This window comes from Heyndrickxia sp. FW510-T9 (genome assembly GCF_058781025.1).
Genome location: NZ_JBYSWK010000023.1, coordinates 25,101 through 43,281, shown reverse-complemented (window position 1 = coordinate 43,281; position 18,181 = coordinate 25,101). Strand labels below are relative to the sequence as shown.

General features: G+C 33.8%; 21 protein-coding genes and 1 pseudogene. 12 read left to right on the top strand and 10 right to left on the bottom strand.

Annotated elements, in window-relative coordinates; genetic code table 11:
- Positions 1 to 816, top strand: an 816-nt coding sequence (locus tag AC3WJF_RS13125; protein WP_492452856.1) for an Ig-like domain-containing protein, incomplete at its 5' end; no start/stop codon positions are given.
- Between the two features lie 150 nt (positions 817 to 966).
- Here the strand turns inward: AC3WJF_RS13125 and AC3WJF_RS13120 are convergent.
- On the bottom strand, positions 967 to 2,292 hold the full coding sequence (locus tag AC3WJF_RS13120) for an Ig-like domain-containing protein (protein ID WP_492452854.1): 1,326 nt from the start codon (positions 2,290 to 2,292) through the stop codon (positions 967 to 969).
- Positions 2,293 to 2,445: 153 nt separating this feature from the next.
- On the opposite strand from AC3WJF_RS13120, the pseudogene AC3WJF_RS13115 reads away from it, so the two are divergent.
- A pseudogene (locus AC3WJF_RS13115) lies at positions 2,446 to 2,772 on the top strand (hypothetical protein); the annotation flags it as partial.
- Positions 2,773 to 3,262: 490 nt separating this feature from the next.
- On the opposite strand, the gene AC3WJF_RS13110 reads toward AC3WJF_RS13115, so the two are convergent.
- From AC3WJF_RS13110 to AC3WJF_RS13100, 3 genes are all read right to left on the bottom strand, one after another.
- Positions 3,263 to 3,889, bottom strand: coding sequence for a flavin reductase family protein (locus AC3WJF_RS13110; RefSeq protein WP_492452852.1), 627 nt, complete (start codon positions 3,887 to 3,889; stop codon positions 3,263 to 3,265).
- A gap of 91 nt (positions 3,890 to 3,980) precedes the next feature.
- Positions 3,981 to 4,547, bottom strand: a complete 567-nt coding sequence (locus tag AC3WJF_RS13105) for a bifunctional transcriptional activator/DNA repair enzyme AdaA (protein WP_492452850.1) — start codon at positions 4,545 to 4,547, stop codon at positions 3,981 to 3,983.
- A gap of 435 nt (positions 4,548 to 4,982) precedes the next feature.
- Positions 4,983 to 5,423, bottom strand: coding sequence for an SRPBCC family protein (locus AC3WJF_RS13100; protein ID WP_492452848.1), 441 nt, complete (start codon positions 5,421 to 5,423; stop codon positions 4,983 to 4,985).
- Positions 5,424 to 5,879: 456 nt separating this feature from the next.
- On the opposite strand from AC3WJF_RS13100, the gene AC3WJF_RS13095 reads away from it, so the two are divergent.
- A complete protein-coding gene (locus AC3WJF_RS13095; RefSeq protein WP_492452846.1) occupies positions 5,880 to 7,613 on the top strand; it encodes a methyl-accepting chemotaxis protein in 1,734 nt (577 codons plus the stop codon).
- Positions 7,614 to 7,897: 284 nt separating this feature from the next.
- Here the strand turns inward: AC3WJF_RS13095 and AC3WJF_RS13090 are convergent, their stop codons facing one another.
- From AC3WJF_RS13090 to AC3WJF_RS13080, 3 genes are all read right to left on the bottom strand, one after another.
- The gene (locus AC3WJF_RS13090) at positions 7,898 to 8,590 is read right to left on the bottom strand and encodes an LrgB family protein (protein ID WP_492452844.1); all 693 of its coding nucleotides are present in this window, start codon (positions 8,588 to 8,590) and stop codon (positions 7,898 to 7,900) included.
- Entirely contained in the window at positions 8,560 to 8,964 is a 405-nt protein-coding gene (locus AC3WJF_RS13085) for a CidA/LrgA family protein (protein ID WP_492452842.1), read from the bottom strand. The genes AC3WJF_RS13090 and AC3WJF_RS13085 overlap by 31 nt, the downstream gene beginning before the upstream one ends.
- Before the next feature lie 115 nt (positions 8,965 to 9,079).
- Positions 9,080 to 9,733, bottom strand: a complete 654-nt coding sequence (locus AC3WJF_RS13080; RefSeq protein WP_492452840.1) for a GntR family transcriptional regulator — start codon at positions 9,731 to 9,733, stop codon at positions 9,080 to 9,082.
- A gap of 491 nt (positions 9,734 to 10,224) precedes the next feature.
- Here AC3WJF_RS13080 and AC3WJF_RS13075 point away from each other — a divergent pair, with 491 nt between their 5' ends.
- Together AC3WJF_RS13075 and AC3WJF_RS13070 are read left to right on the top strand one after the other, a co-directional pair.
- Complete coding sequence (locus tag AC3WJF_RS13075; protein WP_492452838.1) at positions 10,225 to 10,542, top strand: hypothetical protein; 318 nt, start codon at positions 10,225 to 10,227, stop codon at positions 10,540 to 10,542.
- 709 nt (positions 10,543 to 11,251) lie between these two features.
- Positions 11,252 to 11,917 carry a putative endonuclease domain-containing protein gene (locus AC3WJF_RS13070; protein WP_492452836.1) on the top strand — a complete coding sequence of 222 codons (666 nt, stop codon included), beginning with the start codon at positions 11,252 to 11,254 and terminating at the stop codon, positions 11,915 to 11,917.
- Positions 11,918 to 12,388: 471 nt separating this feature from the next.
- Here the strand turns inward: AC3WJF_RS13070 and AC3WJF_RS13065 are convergent, their stop codons facing one another.
- Positions 12,389 to 12,544 (bottom strand): hypothetical protein, encoded by a 156-nt coding sequence (locus AC3WJF_RS13065; protein ID WP_492452834.1) that lies wholly within the window; start codon positions 12,542 to 12,544, stop codon positions 12,389 to 12,391.
- Positions 12,545 to 12,719: 175 nt separating this feature from the next.
- Between AC3WJF_RS13065 and AC3WJF_RS13060 the strand changes: the two genes are divergently transcribed.
- The gene (locus tag AC3WJF_RS13060) at positions 12,720 to 13,229 is read left to right on the top strand and encodes a GNAT family N-acetyltransferase (protein WP_492452891.1); all 510 of its coding nucleotides are present in this window, start codon (positions 12,720 to 12,722) and stop codon (positions 13,227 to 13,229) included.
- Between the two features lie 109 nt (positions 13,230 to 13,338).
- Here the strand turns inward: AC3WJF_RS13060 and AC3WJF_RS13055 are convergent, their stop codons facing one another.
- On the bottom strand, positions 13,339 to 14,235 hold the full coding sequence (locus AC3WJF_RS13055) for a PhzF family phenazine biosynthesis protein (RefSeq protein ID WP_492452832.1): 897 nt from the start codon (positions 14,233 to 14,235) through the stop codon (positions 13,339 to 13,341).
- Positions 14,236 to 14,482: 247 nt separating this feature from the next.
- Here AC3WJF_RS13055 and AC3WJF_RS13050 point away from each other — a divergent pair, with 247 nt between their 5' ends.
- The 4 genes from AC3WJF_RS13050 (at position 14,483) to AC3WJF_RS13035 (ending at position 16,105) form a co-directional block, all read left to right on the top strand.
- Positions 14,483 to 14,665: a PspC domain-containing protein gene (locus AC3WJF_RS13050; protein ID WP_492452830.1), complete on the top strand. Its 183-nt coding sequence runs from the start codon at positions 14,483 to 14,485 to the stop codon at positions 14,663 to 14,665.
- Positions 14,666 to 14,823: 158 nt separating this feature from the next.
- The gene (locus AC3WJF_RS13045; RefSeq protein WP_492452829.1) at positions 14,824 to 15,225 is read left to right on the top strand and encodes a hypothetical protein; all 402 of its coding nucleotides are present in this window, start codon (positions 14,824 to 14,826) and stop codon (positions 15,223 to 15,225) included.
- 74 nt (positions 15,226 to 15,299) lie between these two features.
- Positions 15,300 to 15,569: a hypothetical protein gene (locus tag AC3WJF_RS13040; RefSeq protein WP_492452827.1), complete on the top strand. Its 270-nt coding sequence runs from the start codon at positions 15,300 to 15,302 to the stop codon at positions 15,567 to 15,569.
- 230 nt (positions 15,570 to 15,799) lie between these two features.
- Positions 15,800 to 16,105, top strand: coding sequence for a hypothetical protein (locus tag AC3WJF_RS13035; RefSeq protein WP_492452825.1), 306 nt, complete (start codon positions 15,800 to 15,802; stop codon positions 16,103 to 16,105).
- A gap of 245 nt (positions 16,106 to 16,350) precedes the next feature.
- On the opposite strand, the gene AC3WJF_RS13030 is transcribed toward AC3WJF_RS13035, so the two are convergent.
- Positions 16,351 to 16,887, bottom strand: coding sequence for a hypothetical protein (locus tag AC3WJF_RS13030; RefSeq protein WP_492452823.1), 537 nt, complete (start codon positions 16,885 to 16,887; stop codon positions 16,351 to 16,353).
- A gap of 218 nt (positions 16,888 to 17,105) precedes the next feature.
- Here AC3WJF_RS13030 and AC3WJF_RS13025 point away from each other — a divergent pair, with 218 nt between their 5' ends.
- Together AC3WJF_RS13025 and AC3WJF_RS13020 are read left to right on the top strand one after the other, a co-directional pair.
- Positions 17,106 to 17,669 carry a histidine phosphatase family protein gene (locus AC3WJF_RS13025; protein WP_492452821.1) on the top strand — a complete coding sequence of 188 codons (564 nt, stop codon included), beginning with the start codon at positions 17,106 to 17,108 and terminating at the stop codon, positions 17,667 to 17,669.
- 87 nt (positions 17,670 to 17,756) lie between these two features.
- Positions 17,757 to 18,140: a VOC family protein gene (locus AC3WJF_RS13020; RefSeq protein WP_492452819.1), complete on the top strand. Its 384-nt coding sequence runs from the start codon at positions 17,757 to 17,759 to the stop codon at positions 18,138 to 18,140.
- Positions 18,141 to 18,181 lie beyond the last annotated feature (41 nt).

Sequence of the window (18,181 nt, the reverse complement as noted above, 5' to 3'; positions counted from 1 at the left end):
AATACAGGAACAACTATTTCAGTCACAGCAACTGATAGTAAGGAAAATGTAAGTAGCGTAATGACTACAAAAGTAATCAGAGCTGCACCTAATATGCCAAGAGTCAACCCAGTAAATAATAAATCAATTTTGGTGAAGGGAGAAGCAGAGCCAAAAGCAATTATCACCGTAATAATCGGAACAAAAGTATATAAAGCTAAAGTAGATGGACTTGGTAAATACAAAGTGACAATTCCAGTCCAAAATACAGGAACAACTATTTCAGTCACAGCAACTGATAGTAAGGAAAATGTAAGTAGCGTAATGAGTACAAAAGTAATAAGAGCTGCACCTAATATGCCTACAGTCAATGCTGTAAATAATAAATCAACCTTAGTAGCGGGAATAACAGAGCCAAAAGCCATAGTCACTTTAAAAATCGGAACAAAAACATATACAGCTAAAGCAAATGCGAAGGGTAATTACAAAGTGACAATTCCGGTCCAAAATACAGGAACAGTAATTACAATCAAAGCAAAAGATAACAAAGGAAATGTCAGTGCTGTAATTAGTACTAAAGTGATAAGAATTGCCCCAAATATGCCAACGGTCAATAAAATAAATAATAAATCAACTTTAATGGCGGGAAAAACAGAGCCAAAAGCCACAATCACTGTAAAAATCGGAAAAAAAGCATATACAGCTAAAGCAAACGTGAAGGGTAATTACAAAGTGACAATTCCGAAGCAACGAATTGGAACGAAAGTATATGTGAGTGCAAAAGATAAAAAAGGAAGAATTAGTGTAACAAAAATTGTAACAGTATCTAGGGAATAAATTTTCGGGCTGAATTTAATAACTATACTTTTGATAGAGCCGTTACAAAACTGCTCTTTCTTTTTTGATGAAGATGATGACTTATATTAAAAACAAACGGTGTAAGGTACCTTGTGAATTATCACATGATGCCTTACACCGTTCATATTATTACTTTACTTTAATGGTTTTAGTTTTACTTTGGTTGCCGGCAGCGTCTTTAGCAAAGATTTTTAGTGTCGTTCCCTTCGGTTGTGTTTTTATTTTTATTTGGTACTTTCCTTTATTGTTGACAATTCCTTTGGCAAGACATTTGTTTCCTTTGTAAATATATACGGTCGCGCTCTTTTTGGTTGTACCGGTAACGTTTGTGGTTTTACTTGTAATTTTATTTACCGTAGGAACTGATGGAGTTTTCTTATCAATCGTGAAACTATATGTGTATGTTTTTCCGTAGCCATCCTTCACTGTTATTTTGTATTTTCCGTCTTTCGTAAATGTGTTGGAGGATGGCCAAGTAATTTTGCTTCCATTCTTTGTTACAGCCTTTGAATTTAATTTATTATTAGTTATTTTAACTGTAATATTTTTATTTAATACCGCATTATTGACAACGGATTTTCCGGTGCTTGAAACAACGCTTAAAACAGGAACAACCGTTACACTGCAAGTTGCAAGCTTCCCATTGGAAGTTTTCGCTGTAATTTTTGTACTACCAGCTTTTAAAGCGATGATGGTTCCATCGGTATTGACCTTGGCAACAGTACTATTGCTGCTTGCCCAAGTTATTTTTTTGTTAGTGGTATTTTCCGGTTGAATGACTGCAGTGAGTTTTTCGGAGGTTCCGGCACCTAAGCGGATGTTTGTTTTATTCAATTGAACGCTCGTTGCATCAATTGGCTCCACGTATTTTGGATTTGTGTTGAACCAAGCATATGAATCCCCATTATTGTCTGAGTTTGTTTTAATTCGTAACAAGGGATATCCACCAACTGATTTTTTTACAAGAATGGGATAAATGACGTCTGATTCACCCCCGGGGTATAAATTTACTGAGAATTCATCATAGCCAGCAAATTCATCAAAAAATAATGGAGCCGGCCCAGGGTTTTTAATTTGCTTTCCATCTGGTGTGAAGAAATTTTGATCCGTATAACTAGAAATGAAGTCGCCCATTGGAAGTAATTCCTCCGGCCCGGTAACATATTTTATATGAAATTTCATCAAAATCCACTCTTCATCAGCTTTCGGCTGAGGATTATCCTTGAATTCATTATGAATAATTCGATTAGCTTCGTCCCCATTATAAATTTCTTTCAGCTGCAACTCCATCGTTCTTTTTGGATAAGACGAATCGTACTGATAGGTTATTTTGTGTTTTTTAAACGCGGAGTACGGCGTTTGTCGGTCACCTGTACTTGCTTGAACAGATAATACAATAAGATTAAACATGATTAAAAAAATCACAAAAACTTTTCCGGCATTTTTCAATTTCATTTAGGTTACTCCCCCTTTTTTTAAAATGTAATCAATTTTGTTGGGTGTTATCCGAAGATACATAATTTTTTTGGTAGTTTAATAAATCTTTTTCCACTTCGAATAACGAATGTTTCCTCTAACAAAATATGTATACATAGGTCTTTTAGAACAATAGATGCCTCGAATACCGATCAACAGCAAAGTGTGGGAGCACATGGGGTAGCTCGAAACAGCGGTATGAAAGGGGAGCAGACGGAACCCCATGAACAGCATAAAGACTGGGATGGTAACGGAGAAATTGTTATCATCATCAATAATCAGATAAATAAGGGTGAAAAACAGTCGTCGGCTACTCAGGTGGCAAGCGGCAGCGGAATCGATAGTACGGGAGGTACTAATTCGGCCATAGGAAGTTCTAATACGAAACAACAGCATGCGGTTGGTGGAGACGGTCGTGCAATAAATAAGGGTGAAAATGGTGATCAAGAGGAAAAGTAATAATTCATTGGTAAGGTTAAAAAAATTCATAATATAATTATCCGCATAAACTAAAAAAGAATTGATCCATAGCTCATAGATAGTTATGAATCAGTTTTTTATTTTGTCGGTTTCTAATATCTTAATTAAAGTTCTTTTATTGGTTTATGTAAGTTATCGCTAATGTTTTTGTTAATTTCTTCAAGTTATTTGTAAAATTACTTTTATTGTTTGTCTCATGAAAATTAAATAGTGCCGAGAAAAAAGTCGATATTAAATCTACCCGTATATAACTTGAAATAAAGCCCAGTAGGATAACATCTGGGCTTTATCATGTTTCTAGTTTTTTGAAATTTTTAGTAAAGTTAACCATAGAAAGAACGGGCTGCTAAATCTTTATTCGCCTTTTTCATAAAACGTAAATGTTTCTCTGTTTTACTTTTCTTTTTAGATGGATATTACTGTACTTTTTGGCTAACAAAACGCTTCAAGAGATGCAGACTTCATCTTATTAAACGTTTTCAAATTGAGAAATAAATGGTTTTGCTAGCCGGGAAGGATGTATTTTTTCTCCTAAACTAAAAAAGTCACAGAAGTTCATGATAAGAGGCTTCCATTTTTCAGGATCAATATAATTTTCCTTTCCTTCTACTAAAATAGATTCGTCAATATGTGTTTTTATTATCTCCACTTCTATCGCCTTGATCGCACTAGGTTCATCAAATGAATGAATGTTCTTAACAATTGCTTCTAGCTGAACAGGACATTCATTTACAACTGGTGCTCTCACTAATTGAGCGGGACTTGCAGTAAGATTCGCCTTTCCAAATTTATCTTCTACATATTCATAACCCATTTTTCGTTTATTTTCTAATACTTGTTTTTTTCCAGTTGTTAGAGCTAACTTATCGACAGAACTGACTAATGCTGCTGAAGGTAAGTTTAAAACGCATTCTCTTTCCCTAATTAAATTTGTGACAGTCTGGGAATTCCCGCTCATCCCTAGCATACATGATTGATTCAACCACCATGCTGATGACATTGGGGCTAAATTAGGAGTACCGTTTTCATTTAACGTACTAATCAGGACCACTGGGGTTCCAAAATAAAATATCTTAGGATCAATTGTTTTATGCATAACTTCACGTCCTCCACCTATTTTTGATGCAAAGTAAGTATATTATTTTCAGGAGGAAGATTACTTTCAAATTCTTGCTGTTATATTTTTATTATTTTGTCTTATATTTTTTCCTAAACAACACAGGAGTAAATCCTGTTTCTCTTTTAAAAAATGTACTAAAGTAGGAGGAATTCGAAAACCCGACTTCCATTCCAATCTCAGTGATACTTTTATCTGTGTCTATTAAAAAGGATGTGGCTTTCTCTAGGCGGACCTTATTAATGTATTCAAGCGGACTCATCTTTTTTAAATGCTTAAACATTCTTTGCAGGTGGAATGGACTTATATTACTTATGGAGGCTAACTTTTCTAATGTTATAGGCCTGTGGTAATGATAATTTATCCATTCAACGAGTTCATTTATGATTTCTTCATTCGGATGTATAAATAAGTCAGGCTTGCATCTTTTACACGGACGGAATTGGTTGTGAACAGCATCTTCTTGGTGATGAAAGATGACAATATTTTCAATTCTTGGTTCTTTTGATTTGCAGGAAGGACGGCAATAAATGTTAGTTGTCTTAACTCCATAGAAAAAAAGCCCATCATATAACTCGTCATTCGTAATAATGGCATTCCAGTATTCATTTGGGATATTTTGATCTAAAATTGACATTCTTATTTCTCACCTCGTTGATTTGTTCAGGTTAATTTATATCTCTTAGGAGAAAGATAATTTAATTTCTTTGTAAGTTCAACAAAAATGCAAGTTAATGTTTCCTGTCGTAATTGAAAGCATGGAAATTACCTAATAAAATGACACCCATGATCCTACCTTTTTTAATTAAGTTATGTACTAACTTTAATTAAACAATAAAAACCGCATTTAGATAAATTACGGAGAACCGTATCACAAATGATGGTAAAGCGGAGATTTAAGGTTGGTAAATGGGTGACACAACGAAAAAAAGAGGTCGTCCATTTTATTTGGACAGCCTCCTTTTTCACTAATTATAAAATTTCTAGTAAAATTCTTAATGATGTATTCTGGTTACCATCTTTGCTTCAGAGGAGGTAACTCCAAAAAGAAGCGACTTTTAATACTTGAAAACTATGAGAATACTGCAATTTTACGTGCGATAGATTCTGTTAAACGAGATGCTACTTTTGGAACAACCCATTTGATAATTGGTGTTAGCACCGCACCCGATAATCCGCCTGCATGGACTTCCACGGTACAAGTCATTGTTGTTTTACCATTAACATCTTCTGCAGTAAAGTTACCGCTTCCTGTAAAATTATCTGATAAACCTTTTATTTCAAACTTAATATTTGAAGGTTCGTTCCATTCTGTAATATCTACCTGCAATTGTACTGTTTTTTTAATACCTTTCACACTACCTTCAAATGTCCAAATAGATTGCTTGTCATTTATGATTTCATGTTCTTTATAAGCTGGTACTGTTGTTGCCCATTTTTCAAGATCACTGACATATTCCCAAACTGCTTGTACATCTACTGGAATTTCTACTGTATGTGTTCCCGTTGCCATTATGATCCCCACTTCCACTATGAATGAATTGTAAATTTACATTTCTATAAAATAATTATTACATAAAAACCCTAAACTTACATTACTAATTATATACATAGTTTTCCTTCTTCCAATAACGTGATTACTAGAAAAATCCATTTTTCATATATTGCTGTCTATTTCCAACTAGAAATCAGGTTATTTTATCCTAACAAATTCTATTTAAAGCTTTTATAGATAATTTATAATTTGTCGGAAATATGTCGAATGAAGGAAGTTTTTTGTCGATATTAATTAATTTTTGTCGATAAATATGGGAAATTTGTCGATATATATATTAAAAATAGGAAGATTTTAAAAAGGGGGGCAATTGATGAAAGTTTATAAAGTAAAATCCGATAAAAAGAATTGCAATTTGACTTATATCACGATCAATCTCGATCAATAAAACTTTAAGGAAGGTGACTAGTAACTATGAAATTGAAATTTTCAGTAGGAAAGAAACTATATCTTGGCTTTATATCTATTTTAATTCTAATGGGTTCTTTAGGATGGTTATCTATTACCAAGATGGAAAATATTAATCATCAATCAACAATAATTGCAAATAAATGGTTACCTGCAATCAATGCAATTAACGATATTAACTATCGAACAGAACATCTTCTTGCATTAGAATATAGACTTACTCTTGAACCAGATGCTCAGCAAATGGATAAATTTGAAGAAGAGATGAATACGACTATTGAAAAGGTTAATCAAACATTAAACATTTATGAAAAAACGATTTACCTTGATGAGGATCGTAAATATTTTAATGAATTAGTTAATAAGTGGAAGGATTATGAAGAACTACACAAATCATTCGTTGATTTAGGAAGAAATATGGATATTATCAATGGAGCTGGTTCAAATAACGGAAATAAGCTTATTGAAATTATTCAACAATCAAGGAATATTTCTGATAGTATGCAAGTTGATTTAAATAAGCTAGTGAAAATTAATAAAGATAATAGTATTAATGCAAGTAAAGAAGGAGATCAAATATATAATAGTGGAAAAACACAAAGTATTATTATATTGATCATTGCTATCTTTACTGGATTATTAATAGCTTATATTGTGTCGCGAATGATCACAAAACCTATAGAGAAAATAACCAAAAATGTAGAACAGGTAGCAAATGGAAACTTAGCAATGGAACCTGTCGTTATTAAAAATAAAGATGAACTTGGCGAATTGGCTAAATCATTTAATCAAATGAATTTTAACTTAGCGGAGTTAATACGTCATGTTAGTGCAACTGCTGAGACGGTAGCAGCTTCATCAGAAGAATTGTTAGCAAGTACTGAAGAAACTACTAAAGCAACAGAACAAATTACGAATGCCATTCAAGAAGTGGCTTACGGATCTGAAAAACAAGTTACTAATACAGATCAAGCAAATCAAGTAGTAACAGAAATTTCAAATGGAATGGAGCAGATGGCTGGCTCAATTCAAACAGTTAGAGATCTAAGTGAAAATACAAATCAAAAAGCTGAAATAGGAAATTTAGGGGTTATTGAAACTGTAGAACAAATGAATACGGTACATCAGCAGGTGACGAAAACAGCAACAATTGTAAACGAGCTTGGTATAAGATCAAATGAAATTGGGAGTATTGTAGACTTAATTTCACAGATTTCTGCTCAAACCAATTTGCTTGCTTTAAACGCTGCGATTGAAGCTGCAAGGGCAGGAGAAAACGGTCGAGGTTTTGCAGTGGTTGCGGATGAAGTCCGTAAATTAGCCGAACAATCTGGGGAAGCAACACAATCGATACAAGAGCTGATACAACAAATACAAAGTGAAATTAATCGCGTAATTCAATCTATGAATGAGGGAACTGAATCTGTAAACGAAGGTATTAAAAAAGTAACGGAAACGGGCCATTCATTCAAGGAAATTGTTCAAATGATAAATGGTATAACTGCCCAAACACAAGAAGTTTCTGCAATTGTTGAAGAAGTGAATGCGGGAACAGAAGAAATGGTTCACATGATTTCAGAAGTTGCTGTAATCTCAAGACAATCAGCAGGGAATACTCAAAACGTTGCAGCATCGGCAGAGGAACAAAACGCCTCAATGGAAGAGATCACTGCATCTGCTATTTCGTTAAGCAAACTGGCTACTGATCTTCAGGAATCTATTTCTAAATTCCAAATCTAATATTCTTTAAAATGGGAAGAAGGCTGCCTTTCCCATTTTTTTAATGTTAAAAACACGCAGTTCTTTTGATTATGATCAAATAGGGATAATAAACTCATATTCACCAACAACTCAAAAATACGCAATTAACCAAACATATAACGTTAAAAATTAGCTGAATCCATTTTTATCAGATAAAAAGTCCAATTTACAAAGAGCAAATAGAGGAAATTGGACTTCTTTTAGATAGGGTGATTGGACCACCTACATGTATAAGGAAATGCTATTTTATTCGTGAGGGGTACTCAAATATGAAGTAGCCACACGACAATTGGGCCTAGAAAGGAGCCAATGATTGCACATAATGCCATTGTAACAGAACTCATTGAAAAGGTTAGTTCGCTATATTCAGCTGCTTTTGAAGTCCCAATAGCATGTGATGCGCTACCAAGAGCGATCCCTCTGCCAATGGGGCTATGAATTCGCAGCAATTTAAAGATAGTAGGAGCAGCTATTACGCCAAAGATTCCTGCAATCATAACACCGACAATTGCCATTGACGGATTTCCTCCCAATCCTCTAGCTACTTCAATTGCAACAGGTGTAGTGAGAGATTTAGGAATAATGGAAAGTATTAATGTATGATTAATCCCAAGGATTTTAGCCAGGAGGCCAACACTGACCATTCCAGAAATAGCACCAACCAAAACCCCACCCAATATGGTGAATAAGTGATTTATTAAAAAATGACGTTGTTTATACAAAGGGTAAGCAAGTGCTACAACGGATGGACCCAAAAGGGAACTAATCCATTGCCCGCCAATCATATAGCTTTTATAAGGAATATGAAACACTAAAAGGATCATGATAATAATAGCAGTCGCAGTTAAAACGGGAGTTAAATACGGATAAGAATACCGTTTATAAATTCTAGTCATCACAAAATAAGCAACGACAGTAAATAAAATCATGCAGAATGCGAGGAGAACTTGCTGCATTCTTTATCATCCTTTCTTTTTTGTGCTTTTTTCTCAAAAAATTGACCTGTCTTTCCTGCTATTGCAATGGAAATGACGGTACTTAATAGTACGGCTAAAACGAGCAGTGTACCGTGAATAGACAGCAACGAAGGATAGTTCATAATACCAACTGTTGTAGGAATAAAAAATAACATTAATATACTTAGCAAAAAGTGAGCTCCATTTTCAATCCACTTTACTGGAACAATTTTTAAACATAAACAAATAAAAAGTAATAAGAGTCCTATGATACTACCCGGAATAATTAGGTGGAAAAAATTATGAATTACGGTTCCAATGAAGGAAAAGATATATAAAATACAAACTTGTAAAAAGATGATGAGAATTTTCATGTTGTGTTGTCTCTCTTTTTGGAAACAACTTCCCTTCTTTCTTATAAAAATGGACAATATCGTTCATCGGATAAAAAATGTGATTTGTAGACGATTACCTTCTCAAACTTTCTATTCACTCCTTAAGGCTATCTATTATTGTTCTATACGTGTTATCAATATGATTCAAAACAGCATCCGTTGTTTGGCGTACATTCCTCTCCTTTAGTCCCTCAATAATTAACTTATGCTCGTAATAAACTTTATCTAAGCTTAGTCCTGCCTTTATTGCAGCGAATCCATACCAATTAAAATGATCGGTAAGGTTTTGGATTAATTGATACAGTCGAAGATTTTGACTTAACTCCGCTAACAACAAGTGAAAGGAAGAATCACAGTACACAAATTTTAAAGGGTCTTCCTTGATATCAAATAGTCGCTTATCCACCGTCTCAATCTTAGAAATTGTTTCGTTATCAAGAAGTGGAATTAGTAGTTCAATAACCAATACTTCATTAGCCTTACGTAATTGGAAAACGTCATCAACATCTTGCTTATTGATATTTTTGATAAAAATCCCTTTTCTTGGTACAGATTGAATCCAGCCTTCTAGTTCTAGCTGTTGCAAAGCTAATTTTAATGGGGTCCGGCTAATTCCAAGGCTTTCACTAAGTGAGCGTTCATTTAACATGGAACCAGGTTTGACTTCGTGTTGAATAATTCCTTTTTTTAATTCTTTATATGCATGATCTTTAAACAATTGCGGTTGTTCTGCCTTTAAGAAAGTCATCTATTTTCATCCTTAATCATAATAGTAGTAGTTAAAATCTAATAAAGGATACATATTGGTATCTGGTATACCAGATACCAATAAAAAATAGTATATCAATTTTTTTGTCTTTTTACAATCGGTGAGGAAATTTTCGGAGTGGGGGGACGGGCACTGTTCAATGATATTTTCGCTTAAAAAAAGCTGGATAACAGCGTTTTAAAAAGAAAGAAAGTATAAATTTTTCTACTTTATAACGGAAAAGAAAGATTAAAAACTGCTCCATTTGCGGTTGTTTTAATTTTGAAGCAGAAAAAACCACTAGAATGGTTGTTTAATCGCGCATTGCTCCTGCCTCTTGAGAAGCCATGGCTCCTTGTCCTTCGCTTACATCTGTTTTGTCGATTTTAATTTATATCTATGGGAAATTACAACATACTTTGCACAAATCAAATGCTACTATTAGACTGCAAGGCAACCAAACTAAAAAAGTATTGAAATGAGGTGTTTCAATGCACGGGCCATTTGGTATCGAAGTATACATTAAAAACACAGTGAACAAATCAGACGAAGAGTATGAACAGGGGGTCAAAGAAATTCACCCCTTCTTAAAATCTTTACCAGGGTTTGTCTCTGTCACTTATTACAACGTGGACGAACTTGATTACCGTATAGTGATTTCTAATTCGGATGAAGCATCGACCGATCAAGCAGTAGAGATACTACGAAGCACCTTGAAAGATATCAATCCTGATGCCAGAGTATCCAAAGCGGAAGTCGTTTCAGGTGAATTTGTCGACCAAGTCTTAGCGGGTATTATACAACGATAAATAGTTAAAATTAACCGTCAATCAATATTGGCGGTTTTTAGTTGGGTCAGAATTCAGTAAATATTTCTTTACGTAAATAGAAATGATAAGAATGGTATTGTCGAAATATAAAGAAAATAGATTGACAAATATAAGAATTCTATTAAACTAAAAATAGTTCTATCCTCAAATTCTTCCTTGAATTTTCTTATTGTATTAGCTACTCTGCAAGTCTTTGTTAATTTCTCCAATTTAAGACACATTAAACTTCTTTTTTCACTCTTATTTTTTTAAAAAATCTTTCCGAAGTTCAAATGAAAAAATAATGTAGATGATTCATTCGTGTCGTCGAATATGAATGCAGATTAAATGCCCATGTTGTGGATCTTTCTTATGAAAACGGAGTATATCCCATACAATTTGACTACCTACCAGAAAATTTTCATTTATCATTTGAAGAGTATCGGGAAAAGATGTTTGCGAAGTATGGAGTTCCTGAATATGATTTTATGACTCTGATTAAGGAATAGATAAAGGTCACTGAAGATAACACCAAAATTTGATAGTAGAAGAAATTGAGGAAAGATCGGTTTCCAAATTAGTCAGGTCATTTTGGCTAACTGCATAATTTTTTGTAGTTTGTCCACTAAATTTGTTTAAATGAATTATTGGCAATAGGATATTAAGGGTCCTGTAAAAGACATGACCATTGGATAGGAGGAGGAATGCCATGGGATTTGAAGAAGAATACCGGGCCTTTTTGAATGCGCATTTGCAGGCAAGAATCGGTGAACGGTTGCGGCGCTTGCAAGAAGGTCACAATCAGGCTGAAACGTTGTTTTTGAAGCAAGTATGGTGGCCTTTATTTTACCATTTCAAGTATCTTCATCCAGAATATGAAGTCGATGATTTCAAGGATGGCAAAAGGTATTTGGATTTTGCTTATATTCGTCCCGCCATCCAGATTTGCCTTGAAATCGACGGGTATGGCCCTCACCTAAAGAACATAAGCAGATGGCAGTTTTCCGACAACCTGGAACGTCAAAACCAGTTGGTGATTGACGGATGGACTGTGATCCGATTTTCTTATGACCAAGTTAAAGAAAAGCCTCGTCGATGCCAACAGATTATTCAGCAAGTGATTGGCCGATGGTTGGGGGATGAACTGGACCAGACCTCTCTATCCTTTGCTGAAAAGGAAGTGCTCCGGCTGGCAATTCGAAAAGGAGAGGCCATATTCCCTATAGAAGTCGAGAAGTATTTGAAGCTAAGTGGCAAGACGGTAAGAAAAGTACTTACTCAACTAGTCGATAAAAAGATGCTGATTCCTGCATCTGGGGTCGTGAGGGTCCGTTCTTATCGGTTAGGGATCAGGTTAAGCACCAGATCTGAATAGAAGGAGAAATTCCCCTTAATGAGTAAATTTGATTAAAAATAGTTTAAATAGAAGGAGAAATTTCCCCTATTGACTGAAACAAACGTGAAAATTGGTAATTTCTCATTGCTTAAGCGGAAAACCTCCCTTTATTTACCCCGGAAAGAGCTCTACTCTGCATTTAACGGAAATATCTCCGCTTATTTTACTATCGCTGGTTACTCAAATTAAAGACAAGATTTCTGAATTAAAGGAAGTGAGATGAGAGGGTGCTTTGATTTAGCATTTTTTGTTATTCTAAAAAAATCCAAGAGAATCTCAATTAGGTATTACATTTTGATGCAATGTCTTGACTAGCTTAGATAATAGAGATATTTAATTAGATTTCACGACTTTTCCTAAATAAATGAAAAAGTGATCCTTATTCTAGAGATCTTTCTAAACTTTTAGATCTTTTGAGCAAAAATTTTATGTTGAATTTCAGCTGTTTTTTTAATCGCGCATTGCTCCTGCTTCTCGGGAAGTCATGGCTCCTTGTCCTGCGCTTACATCTTTTTGAATTTCTTGTTTTACTTTCTGTGCATCAGTTCCGGTAAATTCTTGTTTCATAGAAGTCATGTTTTTCTTTGCTTGTTGATCCTGTTGCATACAAGTCCTCCTTCATTTAGTATTTAACACTCTTATTATTTACAAAAACACGCGGTATATCCTGAGGATTTACAGACCATTCACCAGACTGCAGTGAAGGAGCAGGAATTTTTACATTGTAAAACGAACTTCTAAATTATACTTTTTCTTTTTAGTAACAAAGGAGGTAATGGTGATGGAAGTTACAATTCGTGCTGTACAAATAAATGATGCAAGTGCAATTCATCGTATCTGTACTCAAGACGCGGTTCTACAGTATATGGTTTTTCTCCCTAGTATGAGATTGGACGCTATGGAAAATAGATTGCGTAACTTAAGCCATAATCAATTTGAATTTGTTGCCGAGCTTAATGGTAAAGTTGTTGGATTTGTAGGTCTAACTCAGGGGCAAGGTCGGAGATCTCATTCAGGAGATATATTTATCGGAGTAGATAGTCAATATCATAAAAAAGGAATTGGGAAAGCCTTGCTTTCGAAAATACTTGATTTAGCAGACAATTGGTTAATGCTTGAAAGAGTGGAGCTTGGCGTTCTTGTTACAAATCCTGGAGCACAAGCACTGTATGAAAAGTTTGGGTTTACAGTAGAAGGTAAAAAGAAAGGTAGTTTAAAAGCTCACGGTAGATTTATTGATGAAATAATGATGAGTCGTCTTCGTCCAAATGGTATTCTCTTGAACACTTGATTTTAATAATGAAGAAACACTCTTTGAGTCATCAAAAATTGGATTCTAAGTTGTAGTTCGAGCTTGAATTGGAAATCCTTAAGGTGGCTTCCAATTCAAGCAGGGATATTTAGAATGTTAAGATACCACGAATAGTGATGGTGGCTGCCCCAGCAACTTTGATGATTGGTTCTGATTCAGTCGGGATGACTGTCACATAAAGCGTACCAGGTCTTCCTATCGCATTGCCTTGAGCAATTTTCAGATGCGTCGTTTTATCTTGAGGGAGTATGCCTTCTAAATAAAGGAACCCAGCTAGTGCACCATTTGCAGCTCCAGTTACAGGATCTTCAGGTATGCCAACCCCCGGTGCAAAATCTCTCGTATATAAATCATAATCCTTCGTAGTGTTAAAAGTATATAAATGTGTTGTGCTAATATTATTTTCCTTATTATGTATCCCTAACTTTGCTAAGTCTGGTGTTGCTTTGTCTATATCACTTTGATGTTTCACAGGAACAAGTAAATGCCAATTTCCCGTATTTGCTAGTTTGATTGGATAATCTAAGTCAATACTTTCAAAAGGTACCCCGACCAGTTGACTAAGCTCTTCATGGTCCATTGTGAAATCTTGAGTTTTTGGCTTAACTTGTGTCATTTCCACATCCGTTACTATTCCGTTTTCCTTATGCCATACAACCGGTACATTACCTATATTTGTTTCTAACACAATCCCATCTTTTTTCTCAGCTAGGTCAAACTCATTCGCCAATAGCCACGTTAACCCGACAGTAGCATGGCCGCAAAAGTTGATTTCTTCAGTAGGAGTAAAAAACTTTACTTTGTAATCCGTGTTTACTTTATTTGAAGGTAGTAAGAAAACGGATTCCGGTAAATTTAATTCTTTTGCGATACTCTGCATCTCAGCTTCCGTTAATTTTTCTGCATCTAATACTACACATGCTGTATTACCTCCAAATCTCTCCACAGTAAACGCATCCACATGATAAACTCTAATATCCCTCATATTAACTCCTTTCAACACGTTGATTTTAACCTAATACTATGCCTTGACGATGCATTAGTAAAATGAATTTTTTTTATAAATTAAATTGTAAATGGTGATCTAATTTAACCCTATTTAGATTCACTTTATTGAGGTGAGGGAAAGTCTAGTACAACAATGGTTTGATTTAGAATCGAAACTTTTTTATTACAAATACGTAAATCCTATGGAAAGTATGTTACTTATTGAAATTATGAATTGGGGGTAATTGAAAATGAAATTAAAAAAATCATCAACGGATAAGGCTATATCTGGAGTTTGCGGAGGTATTGCTGAGTATTTTGGTATATCATCATTGGGAGTAAGATTAATTTTTATTTTTTTACCGGCTAGTCTTCTTATTTATATAATTCTTGCCGTTACGCTTCCTGATAGCCCTACCTCATTGTGAAGAAAATTAATGTCAGTTTTCAATCAGCAGCGTGCTTAACTTCAATGAAGAGTAAAGCTTTTTTGATATTCAAAACGGGGTAGGTAATTCAAGAGGGAAAGGCGAATTAATGCTACTAATTAGGTAGGTAGAAAAAAAGTAGGTTGGTGAGAGTCGGTATGTCTATAAATTTAAATAACTTTCGAATCGTAGAGGTATCAAAGGATAAAATCGGGAGATACCTTAAGTTGAAGGTTCAGCTTCCAGATGGAGATTGTATAATTCGATGGGATTTAGATGAGTTTACTTATAAAAATATTAAGGAAGTTGTATCTAAAAAACATTTTGATTCACTTGCAATAGACTACCGATATGAGATTGTTCCATATGTTTCTACTTATCAGGAAAAACCAAAGAGCCAACCTTTTTACAATGGAGTAATTAGATGTATCCAAGGAAATCGTGTAGCACGAATTGAATTTCCTTGTTCTGAACGTTTTGCAGGAAATATGGAGTGGTTTAGAAAAGAAGTTAAAAGGGTGGAAGATATAAAGCATTTAGATTGGGGTAATTTTCTTTAATAAATAGTTTAGGAGAGGAAGAACGTTAAAAAATGCAATAGAATTGGAATGAAGCTGTAAATAGGGGGGGCTTTATGGATTTGTTTGATTTTGGTTTTTTATTATTAATCGGCATTATATATGTAGTGACAGCTAAGTATATGAAAATAGCAATACTTGATTATTTTTTAATTGCTTTATCTGTTTACTGTGTTTATTTTTTTACTTACTACTTATTTAAGTTCCACATAGATTTCAGTAATACAATTGGTATTCTTGTGATTTTATTATTCTTAATCCCACGCTATAAAATTAGTTCTATTATCAGAAATAAAATGTTCAAAAAAGAAAATAGACATTTTTAAACTACTGATAGCGCTTGTTTAAAAAGAATGGAATCCTATATTAGCTTGGTTTCCGTTAATATGAGTGATTTATCAATATTAAAATTTAGCAGTGCCTATAACTTAAATGATTTCTGCTGCCTACTGGGGGCATTTTATTGTGATAGCGAGAAGGTTTCTTGAAAAAAATGTAGAAATTATTAGAAAAGAATAGAATATTAAATGAAAATTTCGGGGAATCAGGGGATACAATGAAAATATTAAAATATCTTTTTATTATTCGAATATTGATAGCGTTAGTAGCCATTATATTGCGTCTAACACATATTATAAGTAGTAGCACTTTTGGATTGCTCGGTATAGTTTTCTTCTTATTAGCCAATAGAAGTTCTACAAGTGAAACAGAAGAACAGCCAATTACAGATTTAAAAGAATATATTAATCCAATTAAAAAACGGTATGACATTGTTCGTGCTTGTACAATAACTGTGGGGATTTTATATTTGGCAATTCTTATTTTTAGTATTTTTCATAAGATAATTACCATAATAATATGAGAAAAGATGAATTAGATGTTATTCATTGATTGGTTTAGTATGGCTTGATAAAAGTTCAATTGCGAATTTTAATTGTATACGTAAAAGCTTTAAATCCTCTGAAATAGTAGCCCATTTTCTTATTCAGCTAAGCTCTGAATAAGAAAACGGTATATCAAGTAAAATTTTAAGAAAAAAGCGGTTTAAACAACAAAGAAAATTAGATAGGTGATTAGAGTACTTTAGATTTAAATCTATAAAGCGAATTAATAGCTTTTATAGATCAACGGCATGATTGACCAGCTTATGTAGGCGCAACTGATACCTAATAAAAATATGAATGTGACCGTAATGGTTGTTTTTCTACTTTGACTTGTCTTGCTAGAAAAAACGTAGCGATTTAATAGAAAAGAATAAATCGGATATACGAGGAGTGTTGTAACATAGAGCGTAAAAATATATCGATATTCTTCAAATGAAATTGGAATCATAGCATCCGGGTAAGGTATAGGGTTAAATATAATTAAGAGTATGATAATTGGCAGCATGGCCATGAATATATACCAAATGAGCTCTTTCGAATTTAAGGAAACTTTAATGCCTAAAACAGAACGCATTTTCCAGTATATAAACCAGCCTGCTCCATATATACCGGCAAATATAATGGTTTCTATAATAAGAGGTGCACTGTTCTCGGGGAAAAATATTGCAATAAATCTAAAAGTGAAATAAAGAATACCTCCGAAAAATAATTGAAAAATTAAACACCACAATCCGCCCAATAGAAAATTTAAAAATTTCAACGTGTTAACACCTTTCCTTTATGAGTTTAAGAATTCTTCCTATAAATGACATAGGATTATATAATTCAATTTAACATAACATTCCTATTTGTTATACTTTTTTAATATTTGCTATTATTACGAGTTAGTGGAAGAAGACATCCAATATATTGTAACGAAAATACAATAAATATCGGTTTCTAATTAAAGTTGCAATCAAGATGTTTTTGGGGGTTTTTATGATTACAAATTTATATTTCGTTCGACATGCCCATTCTACATATACACCAGAGGAACTTAAAAGGCCATTATCAGAAAAAGGAATGAAAGATGCAATCAAAGTTAAGGAGTTACTAAGGGGAGAAAATATTCATCACGTTGTAGCAAGTCCATATTTAAGAGCGATTCAAACGGTTGAAGGAATAGCTGTTATCCTTAAAAAGGAAATTCAAATTATAGATGATTTTAAAGAAAGGAAGCTAGCAAAAGAGTCTGTTAATAATTTTGAAGAGGCGATTGAAGAGGTTTGGGATAACCCTGATTTCTCCTGGGAAGGTGGAGAATCAAACAAGATAGCTCAGCAAAGAGGCATAAAAGCTACTAAAATGATTTTAGAAAAATTTAAAGGGAAAAACGTTGTGATTGGAACACATGGAAATATCATGGTACTTATTATGAATTATTTTGATGAACAATATAGTTATTCATTTTGGAAGAACCTTGCTATGCCAGATATATATAAACTTTCTTTCCAAGCGAATAAATTAGTTCATTGTACGAGAATATGGAATGATTCTTATTGAATAATAAATAGGATACCTAACAACCGAGAAGCTAAAGTGAGATGTTAGAAATTTAAAAGGAAAGTTTCATTTAAAGGGAGGATTATTATGAAAATAAAACTTACTAGTGTATTTGTTGACAATCAAGACAAGGCGTTAAAGTTTTATACAGAGGTACTGGGCTTTATTAAAAAGCACAACGTTCCTGTGGGCGAATTTAAATGGATAACTGTTGTATCTCCTGATGGACCAGGAGATATTGAGCTACTTCTAGAGCCTAACGAAAACCCTACTGCCAAAACATATCAAAAAGCTCTATATGAACAAGGGATCCCTATCACCTCTTTTTTTGTAGAAGATGTTCAAAAAGAGTACGTGAAATTGGAAAAGCTCGGTGTAAAGTTTACTATAAAACCAATAAAAGAGGAATGGGGAACTTATGCAAGATTTGATGATACTTGCGGTAATCTTATACAAATCCAAGAAGATTGATATAACTTGAGTTTAATGTGCATGCCTTTAACAAGGGATGC

Bases quoted from the DNA above. Each gene is read 5' to 3' on its own strand.
- AC3WJF_RS13055 (WP_492452832.1), bottom strand. From the start codon at position 14,235: ATGAGGGATATTAGAGTTTATCATGTGGATGCGTTTACTGTGGAGAGA.
- AC3WJF_RS13025 (WP_492452821.1), top strand. From the start codon at position 17,106: ATGATTACAAATTTATATTTCGTTCGACATGCCCATTCTACATATACA.
- AC3WJF_RS13080 (WP_492452840.1), bottom strand. From the start codon at position 9,733: ATGACTTTCTTAAAGGCAGAACAACCGCAATTGTTTAAAGATCATGCA.
- AC3WJF_RS13095 (WP_492452846.1), top strand. From the start codon at position 5,880: ATGAAATTGAAATTTTCAGTAGGAAAGAAACTATATCTTGGCTTTATA.
- AC3WJF_RS13090 (WP_492452844.1), bottom strand. From the start codon at position 8,590: ATGCAGCAAGTTCTCCTCGCATTCTGCATGATTTTATTTACTGTCGTT.
- AC3WJF_RS13045 (WP_492452829.1), top strand. From the start codon at position 14,824: ATGTCTATAAATTTAAATAACTTTCGAATCGTAGAGGTATCAAAGGAT.
- AC3WJF_RS13040 (WP_492452827.1), top strand. From the start codon at position 15,300: ATGGATTTGTTTGATTTTGGTTTTTTATTATTAATCGGCATTATATAT.
- AC3WJF_RS13060 (WP_492452891.1), top strand. From the start codon at position 12,720: ATGGAAGTTACAATTCGTGCTGTACAAATAAATGATGCAAGTGCAATT.
- AC3WJF_RS13035 (WP_492452825.1), top strand. From the start codon at position 15,800: ATGAAAATATTAAAATATCTTTTTATTATTCGAATATTGATAGCGTTA.
- AC3WJF_RS13100 (WP_492452848.1), bottom strand. From the start codon at position 5,423: ATGGCAACGGGAACACATACAGTAGAAATTCCAGTAGATGTACAAGCA.
- AC3WJF_RS13105 (WP_492452850.1), bottom strand. From the start codon at position 4,547: ATGTCAATTTTAGATCAAAATATCCCAAATGAATACTGGAATGCCATT.
- AC3WJF_RS13020 (WP_492452819.1), top strand. From the start codon at position 17,757: ATGAAAATAAAACTTACTAGTGTATTTGTTGACAATCAAGACAAGGCG.
- AC3WJF_RS13070 (WP_492452836.1), top strand. From the start codon at position 11,252: ATGGGATTTGAAGAAGAATACCGGGCCTTTTTGAATGCGCATTTGCAG.
- AC3WJF_RS13085 (WP_492452842.1), bottom strand. From the start codon at position 8,964: ATGAAAATTCTCATCATCTTTTTACAAGTTTGTATTTTATATATCTTT.
- AC3WJF_RS13120 (WP_492452854.1), bottom strand. From the start codon at position 2,292: ATGAAATTGAAAAATGCCGGAAAAGTTTTTGTGATTTTTTTAATCATG.
- AC3WJF_RS13110 (WP_492452852.1), bottom strand. From the start codon at position 3,889: ATGCATAAAACAATTGATCCTAAGATATTTTATTTTGGAACCCCAGTG.
- AC3WJF_RS13065 (WP_492452834.1), bottom strand. From the start codon at position 12,544: ATGCAACAGGATCAACAAGCAAAGAAAAACATGACTTCTATGAAACAA.
- AC3WJF_RS13075 (WP_492452838.1), top strand. From the start codon at position 10,225: ATGCACGGGCCATTTGGTATCGAAGTATACATTAAAAACACAGTGAAC.